The sequence below is a fragment of the Leifsonia virtsii genome (assembly GCF_030433675.1).
Classification (GTDB): Bacteria; Actinomycetota; Actinomycetes; order Actinomycetales; family Microbacteriaceae; genus Leifsonia; species Leifsonia virtsii.
Window position 1 is genome coordinate 955,632 of sequence record NZ_JAROCB010000001.1, and the last position, 22,539, is coordinate 978,170.

Annotated in this window: 21 protein-coding genes; 4 read left to right on the top strand and 17 right to left on the bottom strand. The window is 72.6% G+C overall.

The genetic code is table 11. The features are described 5' to 3' along the window. Positions 1–135 precede the first annotated feature (135 nt). The 4 genes from P5G59_RS04645 to P5G59_RS04660 form a co-directional block, all read right to left on the bottom strand. A complete protein-coding gene (locus P5G59_RS04645; RefSeq protein ID WP_301216458.1) occupies positions 136–798 on the bottom strand; it encodes a hypothetical protein in 663 nt (220 codons plus the stop codon). A gap of 53 nt (positions 799–851) precedes the next feature. Continuing rightward, positions 852–1,178, bottom strand: coding sequence for a hypothetical protein (locus tag P5G59_RS04650; protein ID WP_301216460.1), 327 nt, complete (start codon positions 1,176–1,178; stop codon positions 852–854). Between the two features lie 34 nt (positions 1,179–1,212). Further along, a complete protein-coding gene (locus P5G59_RS04655; protein ID WP_301216462.1) occupies positions 1,213–1,986 on the bottom strand; it encodes a YidC/Oxa1 family membrane protein insertase in 774 nt (257 codons plus the stop codon). Positions 1,987–2,076: 90 nt separating this feature from the next. Next, positions 2,077–2,379, bottom strand: a complete 303-nt coding sequence (locus P5G59_RS04660; protein ID WP_301216464.1) for a DUF6412 domain-containing protein — start codon at positions 2,377–2,379, stop codon at positions 2,077–2,079. A gap of 112 nt (positions 2,380–2,491) precedes the next feature. Between P5G59_RS04660 and P5G59_RS04665 the strand changes: the two genes are divergently transcribed. Next, positions 2,492–3,151 carry an SDR family oxidoreductase gene (locus tag P5G59_RS04665; RefSeq protein WP_301216466.1) on the top strand — a complete coding sequence of 220 codons (660 nt, stop codon included), beginning with the start codon at positions 2,492–2,494 and terminating at the stop codon, positions 3,149–3,151. Positions 3,152–3,218: 67 nt separating this feature from the next. Beyond that, positions 3,219–4,892 carry a long-chain-fatty-acid--CoA ligase gene (locus P5G59_RS04670; RefSeq protein WP_435871243.1) on the top strand — a complete coding sequence of 558 codons (1,674 nt, stop codon included), beginning with the start codon at positions 3,219–3,221 and terminating at the stop codon, positions 4,890–4,892. A gap of 73 nt (positions 4,893–4,965) precedes the next feature. Here the strand turns inward: P5G59_RS04670 and P5G59_RS04675 are convergent, their stop codons facing one another. The 13 genes from P5G59_RS04675 to P5G59_RS04735 all read right to left on the bottom strand — a co-directional run bounded on the left by P5G59_RS04675 (position 4,966) and on the right by P5G59_RS04735 (position 19,894). Beyond that, positions 4,966–5,499, bottom strand: a complete 534-nt coding sequence (locus tag P5G59_RS04675; protein WP_301216470.1) for a PaaI family thioesterase — start codon at positions 5,497–5,499, stop codon at positions 4,966–4,968. Positions 5,500–5,542: 43 nt separating this feature from the next. Continuing rightward, the gene (locus P5G59_RS04680) at positions 5,543–6,472 is read right to left on the bottom strand and encodes an oxygenase MpaB family protein (RefSeq protein WP_301216471.1); all 930 of its coding nucleotides are present in this window, start codon (positions 6,470–6,472) and stop codon (positions 5,543–5,545) included. 10 nt (positions 6,473–6,482) lie between these two features. Further along, entirely contained in the window at positions 6,483–7,040 is a 558-nt protein-coding gene (locus tag P5G59_RS04685) for a YbaK/EbsC family protein (RefSeq protein ID WP_301216473.1), read from the bottom strand. 4 nt (positions 7,041–7,044) lie between these two features. After that, a complete protein-coding gene (locus tag P5G59_RS04690) occupies positions 7,045–7,647 on the bottom strand; it encodes a GNAT family N-acetyltransferase (RefSeq protein ID WP_301216475.1) in 603 nt (200 codons plus the stop codon). Between the two features lie 14 nt (positions 7,648–7,661). Continuing rightward, positions 7,662–9,167, bottom strand: a complete 1,506-nt coding sequence (gene gatB, locus P5G59_RS04695) for an Asp-tRNA(Asn)/Glu-tRNA(Gln) amidotransferase subunit GatB (protein WP_301216477.1) — start codon at positions 9,165–9,167, stop codon at positions 7,662–7,664. Beyond that, positions 9,167–10,714 carry an Asp-tRNA(Asn)/Glu-tRNA(Gln) amidotransferase subunit GatA gene (gatA, locus tag P5G59_RS04700; RefSeq protein WP_301216479.1) on the bottom strand — a complete coding sequence of 516 codons (1,548 nt, stop codon included), beginning with the start codon at positions 10,712–10,714 and terminating at the stop codon, positions 9,167–9,169. The genes gatB and gatA overlap by 1 nt, the downstream gene beginning before the upstream one ends. Before the next feature lie 3 nt (positions 10,715–10,717). Continuing rightward, the gene (gatC, locus tag P5G59_RS04705) at positions 10,718–11,029 is read right to left on the bottom strand and encodes an Asp-tRNA(Asn)/Glu-tRNA(Gln) amidotransferase subunit GatC (RefSeq protein WP_435871235.1); all 312 of its coding nucleotides are present in this window, start codon (positions 11,027–11,029) and stop codon (positions 10,718–10,720) included. Positions 11,030–11,095: 66 nt separating this feature from the next. After that, positions 11,096–12,910, bottom strand: a complete 1,815-nt coding sequence (locus P5G59_RS04710; protein WP_301216481.1) for an alkaline phosphatase family protein — start codon at positions 12,908–12,910, stop codon at positions 11,096–11,098. A 34-nt stretch (positions 12,911–12,944) separates the two neighbouring features. Then, entirely contained in the window at positions 12,945–14,288 is a 1,344-nt protein-coding gene (locus tag P5G59_RS04715) for an alpha/beta hydrolase (protein ID WP_301216483.1), read from the bottom strand. Positions 14,289–14,493: 205 nt separating this feature from the next. Beyond that, positions 14,494–16,755 (bottom strand): NAD-dependent DNA ligase LigA, encoded by a 2,262-nt coding sequence (gene ligA / locus P5G59_RS04720; protein WP_301216485.1) that lies wholly within the window; start codon positions 16,753–16,755, stop codon positions 14,494–14,496. A gap of 9 nt (positions 16,756–16,764) precedes the next feature. After that, positions 16,765–17,457, bottom strand: coding sequence for a hypothetical protein (locus P5G59_RS04725; protein ID WP_301216487.1), 693 nt, complete (start codon positions 17,455–17,457; stop codon positions 16,765–16,767). 56 nt (positions 17,458–17,513) lie between these two features. Then, the gene (mnmA, locus tag P5G59_RS04730; RefSeq protein WP_301216489.1) at positions 17,514–18,614 is read right to left on the bottom strand and encodes a tRNA 2-thiouridine(34) synthase MnmA; all 1,101 of its coding nucleotides are present in this window, start codon (positions 18,612–18,614) and stop codon (positions 17,514–17,516) included. Between the two features lie 98 nt (positions 18,615–18,712). Continuing rightward, a complete protein-coding gene (locus P5G59_RS04735) occupies positions 18,713–19,894 on the bottom strand; it encodes a cysteine desulfurase family protein (RefSeq protein ID WP_301216491.1) in 1,182 nt (393 codons plus the stop codon). A gap of 49 nt (positions 19,895–19,943) precedes the next feature. Here P5G59_RS04735 and glgX point away from each other — a divergent pair, with 49 nt between their 5' ends. Further along, positions 19,944–22,028, top strand: coding sequence for a glycogen debranching protein GlgX (glgX, locus tag P5G59_RS04740; protein ID WP_301216493.1), 2,085 nt, complete (start codon positions 19,944–19,946; stop codon positions 22,026–22,028). Beyond that, positions 22,028–22,516 (top strand): Cys-tRNA(Pro) deacylase, encoded by a 489-nt coding sequence (gene ybaK, locus P5G59_RS04745; RefSeq protein ID WP_301216495.1) that lies wholly within the window; start codon positions 22,028–22,030, stop codon positions 22,514–22,516. Before glgX ends, ybaK begins: the two co-directional genes overlap by 1 nt. Positions 22,517–22,539 lie beyond the last annotated feature (23 nt).

The following is a 22,539-nucleotide window of genomic DNA, read 5'->3' on the forward strand; positions in this document are numbered from 1 at the left end:
CCCCCCCCCCCCCCCCCCCCCCCCCCCCCCCCCCCCCCCCCCCCCCCCCCCCCCCCCGCGGCGGGTTTGGCCGGGGGGGGGGGCTTGGGGGGGCCAACCCCCCCCACGACGTGCAACTCGGCGGGCCGGGTGGGCTCACACGAGGGCGGTGACAAGGGGGCGGAGCCAGGCGCGGAACGCGTGGGAGTCGTCGCGCAGGGTCGCTGAGACGACGACGGTGTGCGGTCCGACGATCCACGCGCCCTTCTCGGCCAAGGGCAGCACGTCGAGGTCGAGCCGGAAGTAGCCCGCCTGGCGCCGGAGCTCGTGCTCCCGCTCCCGGACCACGTCGACGATGTCGGCGGCGCGGCGGGCGTGGGTCGCCGCGGTCGCCTCCACGTACTCCGCGTGCCGGGCGGCGGCCCAGCCGGCGGCGGCGTCGTAGTGGGCGATCACCGCATCCTGAAGCTCGAGCGCCCGGTCGAACGCCTCGAAGTGCGGCGGACGCAGCAGCGGCGCGGTCAACCGCCGCGAGCGGTCGGCGACGATCTCGAACCAGGCCTGCCACTGCACCGCCAGCGGGTCGTCGCCGGCGCCCGCGGAATCGCCGGGCGCACCGCCGGGAGCCGGGCGCGCGACCTTCCGCCCCGACCGCGCGCCGCGCGACCGCAGCGCCGGCGTCACCGCGGGGTCGAGCGCCGGGAGCGACGGCCGCACGGCGTCCGACAGCCCGGCGAGATCGCGCACGGCGAGGGCGATGAGCAGGTCCCACGGGCAGTCCTCCGTGACCTGCCATCGAAGGGTGCCCTCGACGAACATGCCGTCATTGTAGGTTCGCGCCGCGTGCGGAGGTAGGGGGATGCCGAACCGGTTCAGTCCTGCGGCCAGGGCTCCTCGGCGATCAGCTGCGACGCCGGGATGACCGCGGTCGCATACGGACCGCGCCCGTCCCGCCGGTGCTGCGGCTCCGAGAACGACACGGTCCAGGTGGTCAGGCCGTCGAGCGGACCGTAGACGTTCCGGAGGCTGCGGTCGCCGGGCGCGATGATCACGCCGGTCGGCTCCCCCACCCAGTCGTCGCCGGTCTCCGGCTCGTGCTCGCGCACGTACACCTGCACACCGACCCCGAGACCGGGGCGGCCCGCGGCAGGACGGCTCGCGTCCGCCTCCCGCCGGTCACCCGCTGCGCGCTTCCACATGCCGCCAGCCTGCCACACCCGGCTCCGCGGCCGCTCAGTGCGAGGTGGTCGCGCGGGCGCTGCCCCCGGCGCCCCGCTCGGGGTCGAGGAGACGGCGCAGTGTCCAGCGCTCGGCGACGGTCCACGCCGTCGACGTCAGGATGTAGACGGCCGCCGCGAGCGGGACGAACGCGGCGAACACCACCGTGATGTACGGCAGGAACGAGAGGGCGCGCAGCATGCCGCCCGGGGCGGCCGATCCCTCCGGCTGCGGGAGCGTCAGCACCCGCCGCGACACGGTGGTGACGACCGCGATCAGCGCGAGCACGCCGAGGTAGACGAGCATCGCGGGCCACACCCCCGCCGAGGCGCCGGTCAGCCCGACGAAGCTGGTGCCGAGCGGCGCGCCGAGGACGTGCTGGTCGAGCAGGCCGTTGGGGTGGCCGGCGATCGTCGGATGCGTGAACACCGCGTACACCAGCGTCACGACGGGGATCTGCGCGAACAGCGGCAGCATCCCGGCGAAGGGCGATACCTGCTCCCGCTGGTAGAGCTCCATCGTCTTCCTGGCGAGGGTCTCCCGGTCGCCGGAGTGGCGGCGCTGCAGCTCGGCGAGCTGCGGGGCGATGCGCCGGCGGTGGTACTCCGCGCGCACCTGGCTGACGCCGACCGGCACGAGGAGGAGGCGGACGAGGACGGTGAGCACGACGACGGCGACGAGCCCCGCGGCGGCGCCGGCGAACGGTTCCACGCCGGCGGAGAGGACGGTGACGAGGCCGTACGCCCCGTCGAGGACGGCCGCGATCGGCGGCCAGGAGAAGAAGTCCATGAGTGAGTGATCCCTGCGATGAAGACGGTGGGTGGACGCGTCTGGTCGCGAGGGCGCGCCGGTCCCGCGGAGAGCGGGCGGCGGCGCCGGTTACGCGACCGGCAGGGAGGCGCCGGGCGCCCTGGGCCGCGGACGGCCGTCGGCGTCGGGATCGGAGGTGCTCTCCACGAGCCACCCGACCACCGGCTCCACCGGCCGCGACCACACCGCACGGCGGCGGAGGGAGGCGGTGAGCGCGGCGACCGACCGGGTCGCCGCGACGGCGACCACGGCGACGAGCCCGAGGGCCCCGGCCACACCGGCGAGGGCCACGAAGGCCGCGGGGCTGCCGCCGCCGAACGCGCCGAGCGCGAACGCGACGGAGCGTCCGAGCAGCTCGAGCAGGGCGGTCATGGTCCGACGGTAACAGAGCGGGCGCGGCCAGGCCCAGAGCGTTCGCGCCCGGCGGACGCGTGTCGCCGTTGGAATGGAGGCGGGGGAATGGAGGCGGTGGAAGGATGGACGCATGAGAGTCGCGATCATCGGAGCCCACGGAAAAGTCGCCCAGCAGCTGATGCGGGTGCTCTACGACCTCGGCGACGACTTCGTCGGGATCGTCCGCAACGACGAGCACGCGGACGACGTCTACCGCCTGGGCGGCGAGGGCGTGCTCCTCGACATCGAGTCGGCCGACGCCTCCGCCCTCGCCGGCGCGATCGCCGGCTGCGACGCGGTCGTCTTCGCCGCGGGCGCGGGCGCCGGCTCCGGCATCGAGCGCAAGCGCACCGTCGACTACGGCGGCTCGGTGAAGTCGCAGGAGGCGGCCGCGCAGGCCGGCATCCGCCGCTTCGTGCAGGTGTCCGCCTGGGGCGTCGACGCGCCGGTCGAGGGCGACGACCCCGTGTGGACCGCCTACGTCGAGGCGAAGCGCGACGCCGACGCGGCGCTCCGCGCCTCCGGTCTCGACTGGACCATCCTGCGCCCCGGCGGCCTCACCACCGAGGAGGGGACCGGCCTCGTCACGCTCGGCGACAGCGTCCCGCGCGGCAGCATCGCCCGCGAGGACGTCGCGCGCCTCATCGCGGTCGCGCTGCACGAGCCGGGCACCATCGGCCGGCAGTGGGAGGTCGTCGCCGGCGACACCCCGCTGGAGGACGCCGTGCGGGCGCTCGTCGCCTCCGCGTAGGCTTGCGGCCGTGACCACCGACAGCGCGACGGGCGCCGGCGCCCGCGACCACTCCCCCTACGACGCGATGCCCTGGGTGGCCTCCTACGCACCGGACGTGCCGGCCCGGGTGGAGGAGCCGGAGGGCTCCCTCTCGCACCTGATCGACGAGTCGGTCCGCACCTACGGCAGCCACGTCGCACTGGAGTTCTTCGGCGCCACCACCACCTACGCCGAGCTCGGCGACCAGATCGCGCGGGCAGCGGAGGGCCTCCGCAAGCTGGGAGTGAAGAAGGGCGACCGCGTCGCGCTGGTGCTGCCCAACTGCCCGCAGCACGTCGCCGCGTTCTACGCGGTGCTGCGCCTCGGCGCGGTCGTGGTGGAGCACAACCCGCTGTACACGCCGCGCGAGCTCAGGCACCAGTTCGAGGACCACGGCGCGACGGTCGCGATCGTCTGGGACAAGGTGGCCGGCACCGTCCAGGAGCTGCCCGCCGACCTCGGCGTGACCACGGTCGTCTCCGTCGACCTCACCCGGGCCATGCCCGCGTCCAAGCGGATCGCCCTGCGCCTGCCGGTGAAGGCGGCGCGCACGGCTCGCGACCAGCTGACCGCGAAGACGTCCGGGACCGTCCGGTGGGATGCGCTCGTCGCCTCCCGCAAGCTCAAGGCGAGCTACCCGCGGCCGGAGCGGGACGACCTCGCTCTGATCCAATACACCTCCGGAACGACCGGGCTGCCGAAGGGCGCCATGCTGAGCCACGGCAACCTGTCGGTCAACGCGGCGCAGTCGCGCGCGTGGGTGCCGACGATCGAGCGCGGTACCTCCGTGGTCTACGCGGTGCTGCCGCTGTTCCACGCCTACGGGCTCACGCTCTGCCTCACCTTCGCGATGAGCATGGGCGCCAGGCTCGTGCTGTTCCCGAAGTTCGACCCCGACCTTGTGCTGGACGTGGTCAAGAAGCGTCCGGCCACGTTCCTCCCCGCCGTTCCCCCGATCTACGAGCGGCTGGTGCAGTCGGCGGAGAAGCGGAAGGTGTCGCTGTCGGGCATCCAGATCGCGATCTCCGGAGCGATGAGCCTGCCGCAGAGCATCGTCGACCTGTGGGAGCAGAAGACCGGCGGCTACCTGGTCGAAGGCTACGGGCTGTCCGAGTGCTCGCCGGTGCTCATGGCGAACCCGGTCGGCGCGACCAGGAAGCCGGGCACCGTCGGCCTGGCGCTGCCGAGCACCGAGCTGCGCGTCGCCGACCCGGACGACCCCTCGGTGGACCGGCCGCTCGGCGAGGAGGGCGAGCTGCTCGCCCGCGGCCCCCAGGTGTTCTCGGGCTACTGGCGCAAGCCGGACGAGACCGCGAAGGTGCTCACGGCCGACGGCTGGTTCCGCACCGGCGACATCGTGACGATGGACGAGGACGGCTTCGTCCGCATCGTCGACCGCATCAAGGAGCTCATCGTCACCGGCGGCTTCAACGTCTCGCCGACCGAGGTGGAGGACGCGCTGCGCTCGTTCCCCGGCGTCGCGGACGTCGCAGTGGTCGGCCTCCCGCACCGGCGCGGCGGCGAGGACGTGGTGGCCGCGGTCGTCATGGAGGAGGGGGCCTCGTTCGACGAGGAGGCCATCCGGGCGTACGGGCGCGACTGCCTGACCCCGTACAAGGTGCCGAAGCACGTCGTGCAGGTGGACGAGCTGCCACGCTCGATCGTCGGCAAGGTGATCCGCCGCAAGGTGCGCGACCAGCTGCTCGCCGCGCACCAGTAACGCCGCCGCGATTCGTGCCGAATGTGCGTTTTGGCGCGCTGAAAGCGCACATTCGGCACGAATCGCGCGCCGGCTAGTCGCCGATCGGGAAGACGAGGAGAGAGCCGGTCGCGGTCGCGACCGGCTTGCCCGTCGCGTCGGCGATCACGGCGTCGGCGAACGCGACCCGGCTGCCCGGCTTCGACACCGTCGCCGTGCACGTCAGCGACCCGGAGTGCGCGTACACCGGGCGCAGGTAGTTCACGTTGATCTCGATGGACGTGTACCCCTGCCCCTGCGCGAGCGTCGTCTGCACCGCGCAGCCGAGGGCCGAGTCGAGCACCGTGCAGAGGAAGCCGCCGTGCACGGACCCGATCGGGTTGTAGTGCGACTCGTCCGGCTCGCAGACGAAGGTCGCGGTGCCCGGGTCGGCTGCGACCAGCGTCATCCGCATGAGCTCGGCGATGGGAGGCGGCGGGAGCTCGCCGCGGATCATCGACCGCAGATACTCGAGCCCGGTCATCGCAGGCATCCGTGCGACCCCGGGCGCCGGGTCCTCCCAGGTGACGGTGCGGGTTCGCTCGGTCGGGTGATCGGTCGGGGCCTCTTCGCTGGCGGCGTCGCTCATGCCGCCATCCTCTCGCGCCGACGGCCGGTCGCGCGAGCCGGGCTCAGGATGCGGCGAGACGGTCGAGTCGGCGCCGGGCGGCCAGCTCGGCCTGCGTCTGCGGGCCGAGCAGCACCCGGGCGCCGCGGAGCACCGCCGCGGTTGTCGCGTGCAGCGGCACGACCCGCTGCAGCGGAGTGGACGGGAGCCCGAGCATCGCGCGGTGCCGTGGCTCGAGCGTCGACACGGCGGCGTCGAACACCACCCGGTACGACGGTCGCAGCATGCGGCGGAGCGGCGCGCGGCGGATGAAGCGGACGATCTCCTCCACCTCCGGACCGCCACGCAGCTCCCCCGCGTCGGTCGTCGCATCGATCTCCGTGCGGAGCTCGGCGGTCGTGCGCGGCGCGTCCGGCACGCCCATGAGGTCCGCCGCCGTGGCCCACTCGCCCACGTACCCGTCGGCCCCTCCCGGGAGCGGCCCGCCCCACCGCTCGTGCGCGGTCAGGAAGGCGTCGGTGAACGCCAGGTGCACCCAGCGGGCGAGCTCCGGGTCGTTCGCCGAGTACGGCCGCGCGACGCCGTGCCCGTCGACGAACGTGCCGGTCACGCGGCGGTGCAGGGACTTCACCATCTCCGACCCCGCGATCGCCTGGCCGCGGCTGCCGAAGGTGACCGTGTGGATCCACTGGATGGTGCCCGCGAGCCGGCCCAGCGGGTCCTCCCTGTAGCGCGAGAAGTCGCGCACGCCCGCCAGCGCCCCCGGGTGAAGCGCCTGGAGGAGAAGCGCACGCACGCCGGCGACGAGGGTCGGCATCCCGCCGTGCACCGCCCAAGCCGCGCTGCCGGGCCCGAAGAAGCCTTCGTCTTCGCCGAACTCGAGGCGCAGCACCCACGCCGGTACCTCGTCCGACCGCCCGGCGAGCGTCTCGATCAGGCGGGAGCGGACCGGGCCGAGGACGCCGCCCGAGACGCCGGTGGTCGTTCCTGTCATCGTGACCGGCTCATCCCGCGGCGACCTCGAGGCCGAGACCGTCGATCGACCGGGCGGCAGGGAGCTCGGCCAGCAGGCGCCCCGGCAGGAGGATCTTCGACCGCCGCACGCCGGAGCCGATGATGACGACGTCCTGCTCGCCGACACGGGAGTCCACCAGCACGGGCCACTCGGCTGGGATGCCGATCGGGGTGATGCCGCCGTACTCCATCCCGGTCAGCTCGACTGCCCGGTCCATCGGCAGGAAGGAGGCCTTGCGCACGTCCAGCATCCGCTTCACGGTGTTGTTCACGTCCGCCCGCGTGGTGGAGAGCACGACGCACGCGGCGATCCGCTCGACCCCCTCGCGCTTGCCCGCCACGACGACGCAGTTGGCCAGGTGGGAGGCGTCAAGCCCGAAGGCGTCGCGCGTCGCCGCGGTGTCGGAGATGTCGGGGTCGATCTCCACGACGCCGACCTGCTCCAGCCAGCCGAGGTCTTCCAACGCGGCGAGCGTGGCAGGGGCCAGCAGATCGGTGCGGGTGGAGGCCGGCGCGGTGGTGAGCCCGCCGAGAGTGAAGACGCCCATGCCGCTACTCTGCCCGCGGAGGCTGGGAGTCGGCAAACAGCGAGCCGGGCAGCAGCGCGTCGGCGGCGGGCTCGTCGGAGAGCCGCTTGTACATCACAGTCGTGCCGCCGAGCCTGCCTGACGGCATGACCGCGAAGTCCGGGATGACGCCGACGGCGTGCCAGCCCCACCGCGCGTAGAGGGTCTCGGCCAGGCTGCCGGTCTCCGTGTCGAGGACGAGGAGCGTCAGTCCGGTGACGCGGGCGTGCTGCTCAAGCGCGCGCATCAGGGCGGGTGCGACGCCGCGCCCGCGAGCGTCCGGGTGCACCATCAGCTTGACGACCTCCCCGCGGTGCGGGCCGTTCGGCTTCGGCGAGAGGAGCAGTGTGATGGTGCCGAGCGCCCGGCCGTCGTCGCCCCGGGCCACCCACGACGTCGCGTCCGGGTCGTCGAAGAGCCGCAGCCACCACGACGTCGCCTCGTCTGCCGTCGGCGGCTCGATCCAGCCGACGCTGGCTCCGGCCGCGACGGTGGCGATCAGCACCGCGGAGAGCGCGGCGGCATCCTCCGCCGCGCTCTCTGCGGTGACACGCACGACGGCGACCGGAGGGCGTCCCGTCCCGGTCATCCGTCCGCCCTCGGCTACTCCGCCGAGCCGGCGCGCTCCAGCACCAGCTCGCGCACCCGGGCTGCGTCGGCCTGGCCGCGCATGGCCTTCATCACCGCGCCGATGACGGCGCCGGCGGCCTGCACCTTGCCGTCGCGGATCTTCGCGAGGACGTCCGGCTGAGCGGCCAGGGCCTCGTCGATGGCCGCGATGAGCGCCCCGTCGTCGGAGACGACGGCGAGGCCGCGGGCGTCGACGACCTCCTGCGGACGGCCCTCGCCGGCGATGACGCCCTCGAGTACCTGGCGGGCCAGGCGGTCGGTCAGCGTGCCGGCGTCGACCAGGGCGGCCAGCTCGGCGACGTGCTGCGGGCTCACCAGGGTGCCGGCCGGCACGTTCTGGGCGTTGGCGAGGCGGGCGATCTCGCCCGTCCACCACTTGCGCGCCGCGGCGGGAGAGGCACCGGCGGCGATGGTCGCCTCCACCTCGTCCAGCAGGTCGGCGTTGGCGACGTCCTGGAACTCCAGGGCAGTGAAGCCCCACTCCGCGGTCAGGCGCTTGCGGCGGGCGGCCGGCTGCTCCGGCAGGGTGCCGCGCAGCTCCTCCACCCACTCGCGGCTCGGCGCGACCGGGACGAGGTCGGGCTCCGGGAAGTACCGGTAGTCGTCCGCATCCGACTTCGGGCGGCCGGCGCTCGTGGTGCCGGTGTCCTCATGCCAGTGGCGGGTCTCCTGCACGATCGTTCCGCCGGCCTCCAGGATCGCCGCCTGGCGCTGGATCTCGTACCGCACCGCGCGCTCGATCGACCGGAGCGAGTTCACGTTCTTGGTCTCCGTGCGGGTGCCGAGCTCGGTGGTGCCGCGGCGACGGAGGGAGACGTTGGCGTCGCAGCGGACGTTGCCCTCCTCCATCCGGGCGTTGGAGACGCCGAGCGCCTTCACGATGTCGCGGATGGCGCGCACGTAGGTGCGGCCCACCTCCGGAGCGTCGCCCTCCGCGCCCTCGATGATCTTGGTGACGATCTCGACCAGCGGCACGCCGCCGCGGTTGAAGTCGACCAGCGAGTAGTCGGCGCCCTGGATGCGGCCGGTCGCGCCGCCCACGTGCGTGAGCTTGCCCGCGTCCTCCTCCATGTGCGCCCGCTCGATCTCGACGGTGATCTCGCGGCCGTTCTCCAGCTCGATGGTGATCGAGCCGTCGTGGGCGATCGGCTCGTCGTACTGCGAGGTCTGGAAGTTCTTCGCGAGGTCCGGGTAGAAGTAGTTCTTCCGTGCGAACCGGCTCGACTCGGCGATGTCGCAGCCGAGCGCGAGACCGAGGCGGATGCTCGACTCGATCGCCTTCTCGTTCACCTGCGGCATGCCGCCGGGGAGGCCCAGGCAGGTCGGGCAGGTGTTCGTGTTGGCGCCGGAGCCGAACTCGTTGGCGCAGCCGCAGAACATCTTGGTCTTGGTGTTCAGCTCGACGTGCACCTCGAAGCCGAGCACCGGCTCGAACAGCTCGAGGGCCTTGTCGTAATCCAGCAGGTCGGCCTTGGCCATCAGACGGCTCCCTCTTCGCTCGCGAACATCTCGGTGGCGCTCAGGTCGGGCGCCGAGCTGAGCAGCGTCCCGCCCCAGCTCTCCTCCAGCAGCTGCTCCAGCGCCGCGCCGTAGGTGTACAGGCGGGCGTCGGCGCGCGCGGGCGCCATCAGCTGCATGCCGACCGGCAGGCCGTCCTCCGGCGCGAGGCCGATCGGCAGGCCCATGCCCGGCACACCGGCGAGGTTCGCCGGGATGGTGGTGATGTCGTTGAGGTACATCGCCATCGGGTCGTCGATCTTCTCGCCGAGCTTGAACGCCGTGGTCGGCGCGCTCGGGCTGACCAGCACGTCCACCTTCTCGAACGCGGCCTGGAAGTCGCGCTGGATGAGCGTGCGCACCTTCTGGGCGCTGCCGTAGTAGGCGTCGTAGTAGCCGGCGCTCAGCGCGTAGGTGCCGAGGATGATGCGACGCTTGACCTCCGGACCGAAGCCCGCGTCACGCGTGGCGGACATGACGCGCTCGACCGTCACGGGCGGCTCGGCGGGGTCGACCCGCAGGCCGAAGCGCACCGAGTCGAACCGGGCGAGGTTGCTCGACGCCTCGGCGGGCAGGATGAGGTAGTACGCGGCGACGGCGTACTCGAAGCTCGGGGCGCTGACCTCGACGATCTCGGCGCCCGCCGACTCCAGCAGGGCCAGGGACTCGTCGAAGCGCTGCTTGACGCCGGCCTGGAAGCCGTCGCCCGCGATCTCGCGGATGACGCCGACCCGGACGCCCTTGAGGGCGCCCTCGCGGTGCCCGGCGCGCGCGGCGTCGGCCATCGACGGCCAGGTGTCTGTGAGCGAGGTCGAGTCGAGCGGGTCGTGACCGCCGATGACGTCGTGCAGCAGGCCCGCGTCGAGCACGCTGCGCGACACCGGACCGACCTGGTCGAGCGAGCTCGCGAGCGCGATCGCGCCGTAGCGGCTGACGCCGCCGTAGGTGGGCTTCACGCCGACCGAGCCGGTCACGGCCGCGGGCTGGCGGATCGAGCCGCCGGTGTCGGAGCCGAGCGCGAGCGGCGCCTCGAACGCGGACACCGCGGCGGCCGAGCCGCCGCCGGAGCCGCCGGGGATGCGCTCCAGGTCCCACGGGTTGCGGGTGGGGCCGTACGCGGAGTGCTCGGTCGAGGAGCCCATGGCGAACTCGTCCATGTTGGTCTTGCCGAGGGGCACGAGGTCGGCCTCGCGCAGCTTGCGCACGACGGTCGCGTCGTACGGCGGGATCCAGCCCTCGAGGATCTTCGATCCGGAGGTGGACGGCATGTCGTGGGTCGCCAGCACGTCCTTGATCGCGATCGGGACGCCGGCGAGCGGGCCGAGCGGGTCGCCCGCGGCCCGGCGGCCGTCGACCTCGGCGGCGGTGCGGAGCGCGGTCTCCCCCGCGACGTGGAGGAACGCGTGGACGTCGGCGTCCACCGACTCGATGCGGTCGAGGTGCGCGCGCACGGCGTCCACGGAGGAGACCTCGCGCGCGGCGAGCTTCTCGGCGAGGGCGGAGGCGGAGAGCCTGGTCAGATCGGTCATGGCCTACTCCTCGTCCAGGATGGTCGCGACCTTGAAGCGGTCGCCTTCGCGCGCCGGGGCGCCGGAGAGCGCCTGCTCGACCGTCAGCGACGGCCGCACCTCGTCCTTGCGGAACACGTTGGTCAGCGGGAGCGGGTGGCTGGTGGCCGGGACCTCCGGTCCCGCCACCTCCTGCACCTTCGCGACGGACTCGACGATCTGGCCGAGCTCCTTCGTGAGGCTCTCGAGCTCGTCGGGGCTGAGGTCGATCCTGGCGAGGTTCGCCAGGTGCGCGACCTGTTCTGCGCTGATCTCGCGTGCGCTGGTTTCAGACAAGGGTGCGTCTCCGTGGGATTCGGTGGTGGGCGGCAGGGATCGCGTGGCATCCCGCCGCTATCGATTCTAGGACGAGCCGAACAGCCCGCGCCCCAGCCGGTTGACCGCTTCGTAGGCCTGCTTGTAGGTGGCGGGCACGGGCGCGCCCGGCTCGCCGTAGCGCGCCATCAGGAGGCCGACGAGGCCGACGCCGGGCGGGCTGAGCGGCCGGTCCTCGTCCTGCGGCGCCGGCGCGTCGGCTTCGGGATTCGGCGGCAGATACTGCGGGTGCGTGTCCGGCCAGGTGCCCGGTTGGCGGGGCGCCGTGCGGTTGATGGCGTTGTCGATCGTCCGCGCCCCGCGGTCGCGCTCGGTCAGGTGCTTCAGCCCGTACTTCTTGCTGAGCGTCGCCACGACCGCCGAGTGGTGCATCTCCTCGTGGATGATCGTGTTGCGCGCCGTGTACGCCGAGATCGCGATCGCCGGCACGCGCACGCCCAGGCGGTCGAACCCGAAGCCGTTCTCCCCCGGCCCGCTGTCGTCCGGAGGGGTGGCGGCCCCGGGCGCGACGTGGTCGTACGTCCCGCCGTGCTCGTCGAAGGTGACGAGCAGCATCGTGTTGAGCGCGTTCGACCCCTTCGCGCTCCGCGCCGAGCGGATCGCGGAGTACACCCGGTGCAGCAGCAGGTCGCCCGCGCGCACATCGGAGATGGCGCCGCCCACGACGATGTCGCCGGCGACCTCTTCTTCGGTCATCGGACCACCCGGCGGGTGCATGTCGTTGTGGTCGTACAGCAGCCGCGGCTCGACGAAGGCGTAGTCCGGGAGGGTGCCCTCGGCCACATCCGTGTAGAACTGCGTCATCGTCCGGAAGTGGGTCTTCCAGTACGGCTGCAGCGCCGGCGCGTGGATGAACCCGGTCAGCGAGATCAGCTGCCGGTCGTCGAAATAGACCCGCCAGCTGCGGCCCGCCTCCTCCAGCCGGTTGAAGATCGTCGGGCTGTCGTTCTTCGGGTCGAACCACTTGCCCGGCCCCTCGGCTCCGCCGTTGTCGACATAGCCGTGCGAGGTGGACGCGTGGAAGAACGAGCGGTTGCAGAAGGTCTGCGACGGGACGGCGCAGTGCCAGTGATCGTAGACCGCGAACTGCCGCGCGAGGGTGGAGAACACCGGGAGCATCTCCGGCGTGAACCCGCCCATGATGCGGCGGTACTGATCGGTCGTCGGCTCCTGGCCCGTGTCCTTGCGGAGCACCCCGATGTAGTCGCGCACGAAGCCGCGCATGGTCGGCTTGGCGCCGGCGGCCGGCGCGTTGTACGGCGGGAGCATCTGCCGGAGACGGGCGTCGGCGTTCGACGGCGGGTCCACCACCTCGTAGAGCTGCGTGTTCACGTGCGGGTAGACCTCGCCGGGGTCGGGCGAGGGCTGGCGCATGATGAAGTCGGTGGTGCCGTCGTAGGCGTGCGCCGGGATGTCGGGGCCGCCCGCGGGATCCGGGTTGCTGTAGTCGCCGAACGCCAGCCCCTCGAAGCGCCGGCCCTCCGGCAGGTTCTCCTCGTCGTAGAGCAGGCCGAGGAGGTTGTCGAACGAGCGGTTCTCGTACATCAGCACGACGAGGTGGTCGAAGCCGGGACCGCCCGCGCGCGGCGGAAGGGGCGGGTACTCCTCGCCGGACTCGTCCGCCGTCGGCGCGGTCTGGCCGGCCGCCGACCCGAAGGCCGCGCCCGCGGCGCCGCCCGCTGCGCCGCCCGTGACGGCGCCGGCCGCGACGAGGCCCGCTCCCTTCAGGAATGAGCGCCTGCTCGCGCCGGGGCGCCCGGGCTCCCCCGCAGTCTCCCCGGCGGCCTCACCGCTGGGCGCGCCAGGGCCGGGCACGGCGGGGTGGTCGTCGTCCGATCGCATCCCCACCATTATGGGCGCACCCGCCGACAGGGGCTCAGCGCGCGGAGGCGGTCTTCACGGTGTCGCCCGAGTACGGGCCCGGTGCGAGCACCAGGTCGCCGCGGTCGATGCCGATCATCGCCAGGTTGCGCATGCACTCCGTCCCGGCCGTGAAGTACGCGTTGTGGCCCGACGAACCAGCGAGCGTGGCGTGCGTGAGGGGGTCGACCGCACCGCCGACGCCCATCGGCGTCGCGCCATAGCTCGGCGACCCCGGGTCGCTGCCGAAGAACGCGCTGTTCACGATCGGGTCCATCGGCGCCTCGCCGACGAACACGTTGCCGTGCGCCACGGCGAGACCCGCGACGGACTGCGCGGCGCTGCCCGGCGAGCCCATGAGCGCGAGCGCGTCGACCGTGACGGTGTGGCGTTCGAGCGCCATCAGGGCGGCGGTCGAGCCGTAGGAGTGCGCGAAGACGCTGAGGAACGGCTGATCCGCCTTGCGGATCGCCCGGATGCCCTGGAGGGTGCGCTCCAAGCTGTCGGCGCCCTGCGTGGCGAGCGTCGTGCCGCCGATGTTGGTCAGCACCGGCGTCTGGTACCCGATCCACGCGACGACCGCGACGCCGGGCGCTCCGCCGCTCCCGCGCGGTCCGAGCACGCGGCGCAGGAAGCCGGTCTGCAGGTCGTACTGCTCCTGGGCGACCTTCGCCCAGTCCTGGATCTGCTCGCCCACCGACATGTACATCCCGGGGACCAGCACGCTGACGTAACGGGCGGTGGCGAGGTCGCCGACGACGATCGACGCCTTCGCATCGGTGGACGGATCCAGCCCGACCAGGGTCCTGGTCACCCCGTCGTGCTTCGACAGTGCCTTCCGCACGTTCTCCAGCGTCTCCAGCTGGCGCTGCAGGCCGACGCGCTCGGCGCGGCCGTGCTCGGTCCGCAGGCGCGTGGTGACGTGCGAGATGGTCTGCTTCAGGTCGAGGGAGTTCGCCCGGCCGCGCACGGCGTAGGGGACGCCCTCCAGATTGCCGATGACGTGCGGTGCCGCCTCGATGAGAAGCTTCTGCTTGGCCGGGTCGATCAGCTTCCAGAGCCGGCTGACGTCGGCCGCCGCCGGCGACTCGACCAGCAGCGACTCCAGTTTCGCCCGGTTGGCGTCGAGGAAGGCCGGGAGGGCGGACGCGTCGACGCTCGCGACGGAGCCAAGCAGCGAGGCCGCGGCGCCCCGGCCGTTGGGTGCCGAGGGCAGGTCCGAGACACCCGAAGCGATGGGGTCCCCCGAGACGGCGGATTCAGCCGTCGCGACCGTGACGGAGGAGACCGCGGAGACCGGTTGCGGCAGGTCGGCGGGCATGACAGAGGCCCCGGTCAGTCCGGAGACGACCGAGGTCACAGTGAGTACAGCTGCAAAGCCGACCAGCACTCCGTCCGGGTCCCTCCGAGAGCGAGCGAGCTTAGCCCTTGCGCGTGCGCCCAGGGGCAGCGCACGCCTCGACTCTACCCGTGAACGGGTGGCGGACGGCAAGCCGTTCTACCCCCGATTCGGGGGGAGAATTTCAATCCTGTCGGCGAGTTGGAGGACCGAAATCCCGCGGATTTCACTCCGCGTCCAGCGCGGCGGGCCCTTCCTCGACCAGCTTCTTGAACTGGGCGGCGTCGATGACCCGCACGCCGAGCTCCTCGGCCTTGGCCAGTTTCGACCCCGCACCCGGCCCCGCGGCGACGAAATCGGTCTTCTTGGACACGCTCGACGCGGCCTTCCCGCCAGCCGCGATGATGGCCTCCTGAGCACCCTCGCGGGTGAAGCCCTCGAGCGAGCCGGTGGCGACCACGGTGAGCCCGGCGAGGACTCCCCCGGCCTCGTCCGCGCGCCCGGGCCCCGGGTGGCCAGGGGTGGTGAACTGCACGCCGTCGGCGGCCCAGCGCTCGACGATCTCGCGGTGCCAGTCGACCTCGAACCAGGCCAGCACGGCGTCCGCGATGATGCCGCCCACCCCATCCACGTCGGCGAGCTCGTCGCGCGTCGCCGAGCGGATCGCGTCGAGCGACCCGAAGTGGTTGCCCAGCGCGCGGGCGGCCACCGGGCCGACGTGACGGATGTTGAGGGCCACCAGGATGCGCCACAGCGGCTTCTCCCGGGCGGCGGCGAGGTTGTTCAGCAGCTCGATCGCGCTCTTCGACGGAACGTACAGCTCGTCGCCCGCGAACTCCTCGGCGGCCGGGTCGTAGGCGCCGTCCTTCTTCTGCCGCCGGCGGCGGAACGGGGTGTCTACCTTCTCCTCCCCCGAGTCGGTCAGTTTCGGCAGGCCGGTCTCCGAATCCCGCACCACGACCTCGATCGGGAACAGGTCGGCGAGCCGGAGGCCGAACAGCCCTGCCTCGGTCGGAAGCGGCGGCGTCTCCGGGAAGCGCGGCTGGGTGAGCGCCGCGGCGGCGACCTCGCCGAGCGCCTCGATGTCGAGCGCGCCGCGCGAGCCGATGTGCTCGACGCGGCCGCGCACCTGCGCCGGGCAGAACTCGGCGTTCGGGCAGCGCAGGTCGATGTCGCCCTCCTTGGCCGGGGCGAGCTTCGTGCCGCACTCCGGGCAGTTCTCGGGCATGACGAACTCGCGCTCGGTGCCGTCGCGCAGCTCCACCACCGGGCCGAGCACCTCGGGGATGACGTCGCCGGCCTTGCGGAGCACGACCGTGTCGCCGATGAGCACACCCTTGGCCTTGACGACCTCCTGGTTGTGCAGGGTGGCCTGCCGCACCTCGGAGCCGGCGACGCGCACCTTCTCCATGACGGCGAACGGCGTGGCACGACCCGTGCGCCCGACGCTCACGACGATGTCGAGCAGCTTGGTGTTCACCTGCTCGGGCGGGTACTTGTACGCGATGGCCCAGCGCGGTGCACGGCTCGTCGCGCCCAACTCGTCGTGCAGCGCCAGCTCGTCGACCTTGATGACGATGCCGTCGATCTCGTGCTCCACGGCGCCGCGGTGGGCGCCGTAGTACTCGATGAACTCGTCGACCTTCTTCGCGTCGTCGACCACCCGGTAGTGGGTGGAGGTCGGAAGACCCCAGCCCTTCAGCAGCTCGTAGACCTTCGACTGCGCGTCGACCGGCGGGTTCTGCCAGGCTCCGATGCCGTGCACGAGCATGTGCAGCCGGCGCAGGCGGTTGCGCATGAGCTCCAGCTGCGCCGGGTTCTTGCCCTCGGCCTTCTGCCGGAGGGACCCGCTCGCGGCGTTGCGCGCGTTCGCGAACACGCGCTCGCCCGCCTCCAGCTGGTGCGCGTTGAGCTCCTCGAACTCGGCCACCGGGAAGAACACCTCGCCGCGCACCTCGACCAGCGCGGGCGGGTCGTCGGTCGCCAGCCGGGTCGGGATGACGGGGATCCAGCGGATGTTCTCCGTCACGTCCTCGCCCACCACGCCGTCGCCGCGTGTCGCCGCGGAGACCAGCACGCCCCGCTCGTAGCGGAGGTTGATGGCGAGGCCGTCGATCTTGAGCTCGCACAGGTAGTCGACCCTCCGGCCCGCGTCGCGCTCGACCTTCGCCGCCCAGGCCTCGAACTCCTCCAGCGAGAAGACGTTGTCGAGGCTCAGCATGCGCTCGGCGTGCTCGACCGGCGCGAACAGCGTGGTCTGGGCGCGGCCGCCGACGGTCTGCGTCGGGCTGTCCTGCGACTGGAGCTCGGGGTACAGCCGCTCGAGCTCCTCCAGCCGCCGCATCATGCGGTCGTACTCCTCGTCGCTCACGAGCACGGTGTCGCGCTCGTAGTACGCGTCGCGCAGCTCGAGGATGCGCGTGGTCAGCTGCTGCGCCTCGGCCCGCGCGTCAGCGAGCTGGTCGTCCGTCGTCGTCTCGATCGCCACGCGTCCAGCTTATTCGGCACCCCCGACGTCCGACGCGGCCGCCGGCGTCGACCGCGGCCGGTGTTCGCGGCGCGACGGCGGCCGTACCGGGCGACGGCTGAGCACCGCCGCGACGAGGAAGCACGCCGCGCCCAGCAGCGTCCCGAGGTTCGCCCACAGCAGGCTCAGCGGGTCACCCGTCGACGGGATGGTGTACGCGCCGATCGCCGAGAGACCGAACAGCACCGACCCGACCAGGTTCAGCCCGGTGCCGTGCCAGGTGCGGGCGCTGGGATCCCACAGCCGCTCGCGGTCGACCGTCGCCGCCACCGCCAGCGCGCTGGAGACCAGGAAGCAGATCGACCCGAACGCGTCCGGACGCCAGCCGTCGCCGACCCGGGTGGAGCTGTTCGCCGCGGTGATGAGGGCCTCCGTCGTGCTGACGTTGAAGAACAGCGTCCCGGCGAACTGGATGGCCGCAGCCCACCAGTCGTACCGGTCCGGCGCGGAGCTCTCCCGGCGCGGCGGACGGCGACCGCTGAGCGCGAGCTGGATGAACGCGGCGGCTGTGAAGAACAGCGCCCCGACGAAGAAGGTCGCGTTGGCCACGACGTCGCCCACGGCGTCCTGGTACGCGGGAACGGCGCCGACCAGGAAGAACAGCGAGCCGATCGCGAAGCCCCACGCCTCGCGCCGCAGACGAGTCGACCGCTGTGCCGTCATGGCGGGAGCCTAGGGCGCGGCGCCCCTCCCGGGTACCCCGTGCTGTCGGCGGCGGCTCAGACCGGGACGGCGGAGACCGTGCGGTCGATCGTCGTCTGGCCGAGCACGCGCGTTCCGATGTACACGACGGCGGTCTGGCCGGGCGCGACGCCGTTGAGCGGCGCATCGGGCCGGATGACGAGCTCCCCCGCGGTCACGGACGCGACGGCCGGCACCGGGTCGGCGTGGGCGCGGATCTGCACCTCGCAGGCGAACGGCGTCGCCGGGTCGGCCGGCGCGAGCCCCGCCCAGGTGAACCGCGACCCCGCGATCTCGGCGATGTCGAGCGCCTCGCGCGGGCCGACGACGACCTCGTTCTCCTTCGGCCGCACCTCCAGCACGAACCGCGGACGGCCGTCGGGCGACGGATAGCCGACGTTCAGGCCCTTGCGCTGCCCGACCGTGTAGGCGTGCGCGCCCTCGTGCGTGCCGAGCCGGTTGCCCTCGCGGTCGACGATGTCGCCGGTCGCCGTGCCCACCCGCTCGGCCAGCCAGCCGCGGGTGTCGCCGTCCGGGATGAAGCAGATGTCGTGCGAGTCCGGCTTGTTCGCGACGGAGAGACCGCGGGCGGCCGCCTCGGCCCGCACCTCGGCCTTCGACGGCGTGGCGCCGAGCGGGAACATGGCGTGCGCCAGCTGCTCGGCCGTGAGAACGCCGAGCACGTACGACTGGTCCTTGGCCCAGGCGCTCGCGCGGTGGAGCTCGCGGTTGCCGTGCTCGTCGTTCACGATCGCGGCGTAGTGACCGGTGCAGACCGCGTCGAAACCGAGGTCGAGCGCCTTCTCCAGCAGCGCGGCGAACTTGATGCGCTCGTTGCAGCGCATGCACGGGTTCGGGGTGCGCCCGGCGGAGTACTCGGCGATGAAGTCGTCGACCACGTCCAGCTTGAAGCGCTCGGAGAAGTCCCACACGTAGTACGGGATGCCGATAATGTTCGCCGCACGCTGCGCATCCATCGAGTCCTCGATCGTGCAGCAGCCGCGGCTGCCGGTGCGGAGCGTGCCGGGCATGCGCGAGAGCGCAAGGTGCACGCCGACCACGTCGTGCCCCGCCTCGACGGCGCGGGCCGCCGCCACGGCGGAGTCCACCCCGCCGCTCATCGCCGCCAGAACCTTCACCTGCCCCATCCTACCGCCGCGCTCCTGCGCCCCGAGTTGCACGTCGTGGTCGCTATCCGGCCGAAATAGGCGCCACTACGTGCAACTCGAGGGCGGGGTCAGGGGGCGAGGCGGGAGGGGCGCTCGGAGAGGCCGGCGCGGGTCGCCTGCGCGTAGGCGGCGGGGAGCGCGGCGAGCAGCGCGTCGACGTCGGCCTCGGTCGAGGTGCGGCCGAGCGTGAACCGCAGGGCGCTGCGCGCCTCCTCCTCCGTCCGTCCCATCGCGATCAGCACGTGCGACGGCTCCGGGATGCCCGCCTGGCACGCCGAGCCCGTCGAGACCGAGACGCCCGCGAGGTCGAGCAGGAACAGCAGCGAGTCGCCCTGCGCGCCGGGGAATGTGAAGTGCGCGTTGGACGCCACCCGCTCCCCCGACGCCGGCTCCGGCCCGCTCAGCACCGCCTCCGGCACCGCGGCCCGCACCCCGCGGATGAGCCGGTCGCGCAGCGCGGACAGCCGGGCCGTCTCCTCCACCCGTTCGGCCTCCGCCGCACGGGCCGCCACCGCGAACGACACGGCGGCCGCCACATCCTGAGTCCCGCTGCGCACCTGCCGCTGCTGCCCGCCGCCGTGGATGAGCGGCACCACCGTCGAGGCCCGGCTCAGCACCAGCGCACCGATGCCCACGGGGCCGCCGATCTTGTGCGCCGACACGCTCAGCGCATCCACCCCGAGGGCGCGGAAGTCGAGCGGCAGGTGCCCGTAGGCCGACACCGCATCCACGTGGACGGGCACCCCGGCCGCGCGCGCGACCGCGGCGAGCGCCGCCACCGGCTGGACGGTGCCGACCTCGTTGTTGACGGCGAGGAAGCTGAGCAGCGCGACGTCGTCCCCGTCGATCGACTCCGGCACGACGATCCGGCCCTCGCGGTCGAGGGGCAGCCAGTCGGCACGAGCCCCCTCCGCGCGCTCCAGCCACTCCACGGTGTCCAGGGTCGCGTGGTGCTCCCCGCCCGGCGCGAGGATGCGCGGGCGCCGTCCGCCGTCGGCCCGCGCCCAGTACATCCCCTTGACCGCCAGGTTGACCGCTTCGGTGCCGCCGGAGGTGAACACGACCTCGATCGGATCGGCGCCGAGGGTGGCGGCCACGGTCTCGCGCGCCTCCTCGAGCATCCGCCGGGCCTGCTGTCCCTGGCTGTGGATGCTGGAGGGGTTGCCGACGACGGCCATGGCCTCGGTGTAGGCGGCGATCGCCTCCGGGCGCATCGGCGTGGTGGCGGCGTGGTCGAGGTAGACCGGCACGGTGTTCTCCGAGCTTTCTCTCCGGGCGGGTATCACTACTGTAGATCGCATGACCTCGTCCGATCCCCTGCGCAACCTCGGAGTACGTGTCGGGCCGCAGGCGGGCGAGCTCCGGGTGTTCTCCGCGAGCGCGGATGCCATGGAGCTGTGCCTGTTCGACGAGACCGACCCGAACTGGCTGGTCAAGTCGGTTCCGATGACCCGGGACGCTAACGGCGTCTGGGTCGGCCGGTCGCGCTCGCTCACCGTCGGCACCCGCTACGCGCTGCGCGTGTCGGGTCCGAACGCGCCGGCGAACTCCTTCGACCCGGAGGCCCTGCTGATCGACCCGTACGCGCGCGGCCTCGTGCACGTCGGGGGCGACGGGTGGCGCTCCGTCGTCGTGCCGGACGGCTTCGACTGGGGCGACGCGCGCAAGCCGGGGACGCCGCTCGACCACACGGTGATCTACGAGGCGCACGTGAAGGGCATCAGCCGGCTGAACCCCGACGTGCCGGAGGAGCTGCGCGGCAGCTATGCCGGGCTCGCCCACGAGTCCACGATCGCGTACCTGAAGGATCTCGGTGTCACCGCCGTCGAACTGCTCCCGGTGCAGGCGTTCGTCTCCGAGCAGCGCCTGGTGCAGGAGGGCCTCACGAACTACTGGGGCTACAACACGCTCAACTTCTTCTCCCCGCACACGCCGTACGCCTCCCGCGCTGCGCAGGCGGCGGGACCGGCGGCGGTCCTCGCGGAGTTCAAGGGCATGGTGAAGCTGCTGCACCTGGCGGGCATCGAGGTCATCCTCGACGTGGTCTACAACCACACGGCCGAGGAGGGCATCGACGGCCCCCGCACCAGCTTCCGCGGCATCGACAACGCCACCTACTACCGGCACGACGACACCGGCGCGTACATCGACGTCACGGGATGCGGCAACACGGTCGACTTCGGCAACCCCGTCCCGCAGCGGCTGGTGCTCGACTCGCTCCGCTACTGGGCGAACGAGATGCAGATCGACGGGTTCCGGTTCGACCTGGCCGCGACGCTCGGTCGCGGGACGGACGCGTCGTTCCATCGCGACCATCCGCTGCTCGTCGCCGCGCAGACCGACCCGGCGCTGCAGGGCGTCAAGCTCATCGCCGAGCCGTGGGACGTGGGGCTCGGCGGCTGGCAGACCGGCAACTTCCCCGGTCCCGTGGACGGGCACGCCGGCTGGTCGGAGTGGAACGACCGCTACCGCGACCGGGTGCGCAACTTCTGGCTGGCCGACATCGCGGAGGCGCGGCGCAACGGCCAGGCGCCGGTCGGCATCGGCGGCTTCGCCACCCGCTTGGCCGGGTCGTCCAACACCTTCTCGCCGGAGCGCGGCCCGCTCGCCTCGGTGAACTTCGTGACGGCGCACGACGGCTTCACCATGGCCGACCTGACCGCCTACGACGTGAAGCACAATCTCGGCAACGGCGAGGACAACCGCGACGGCACCGACAACAACCGGTCGTTCAACCACGGCGTCGAGGGGCCGACGGTGGATGAGGCCGTGCTGATGACGCGCGCCAAGGCGGTCCGCAACCTCCTCGGAACGCTGCTGCTGTCGGCGGGCGTGCCCATGATCACCGCGGGCGACGAGTACGGCCGCAGCCAGCGCGGCAACAACAACGCGTACTGCCATGACAGCGAGCTCACCTGGCTGAGCTGGCTGCGCACGCGCGAGCAGCGGGAACTGGCCGACACCACCAAGCGCCTGCTGCAGCTGCGGCGCGAGAACCCGGCGCTTCGTCCCGCCCTCTACGCCGTCGCCGGGCAGACCACGCCGAACGCCAGCCACATGGACTGGTACGACGCGACCGGCCAGCGGATGGACGACGACGACTGGAACTCGCCCGAGAACCGCACGCTCCAGTACCTCGCGGCCTCGACGCCCGACAAGGAGGAGTTCAACCGCATCCTCCTGATCGTGCACGGCGTGGAGGACGACGTGGAGGTCTCCCTGCCGCAGGCCCCGGGCGTCACCTCGTACCAGCTGCTGTGGGACTCGGCGACCGAGGTGCCGATCCCGGAGGACGAGACCGAGCTGCCGCCGGGAACGACGCGACTCGTGGGCGGCACCTCCATGCAGCTGTACCGGGCGAACGGACCGCGGGAGGCGTCCTGATGGCGAAGCAGAAGGCCGCGGCCGGCACCCCGGCGACGGTCGCGCTGACGGCCCTCGGCCTGCCGTTCGCGGCGCACCCGTACGAGCACGACCCGTCCGCGCCGTCGTTCGGGCTGGAGGCGGCCGAGGCGCTCGGCGTCGAACCCGACCGGGTGTTCAAGACCCTGCTGGCGGACACCGACCTCGGCCTCGTCGTCGGCGTCGTGCCGGTCACCGGGATGCTGGACCTGAAGGCGCTGGCCGCCGCCGTCGGTGCGAAGCGCGCGGCGATGGCCGACCCGGCCGTCGCGGAGCGGCGCACCGGCTACGTGGTCGGTGGCATCAGCCCGATCGGTCAGAAGACCCGTCACGTCACGGTCGTCGACGAGACCGCGCAGCTGTTCGACACGGTTTTCGTCTCCGGCGGCAAGCGCGGCTTCGACATCGAGCTCTCCCCCGCCGACCTCCTCACCGCGACCGACGCCAGCTACGCCCCCATCGCCAAATAGCCCGCCCCCAAGCCATCAGCTCC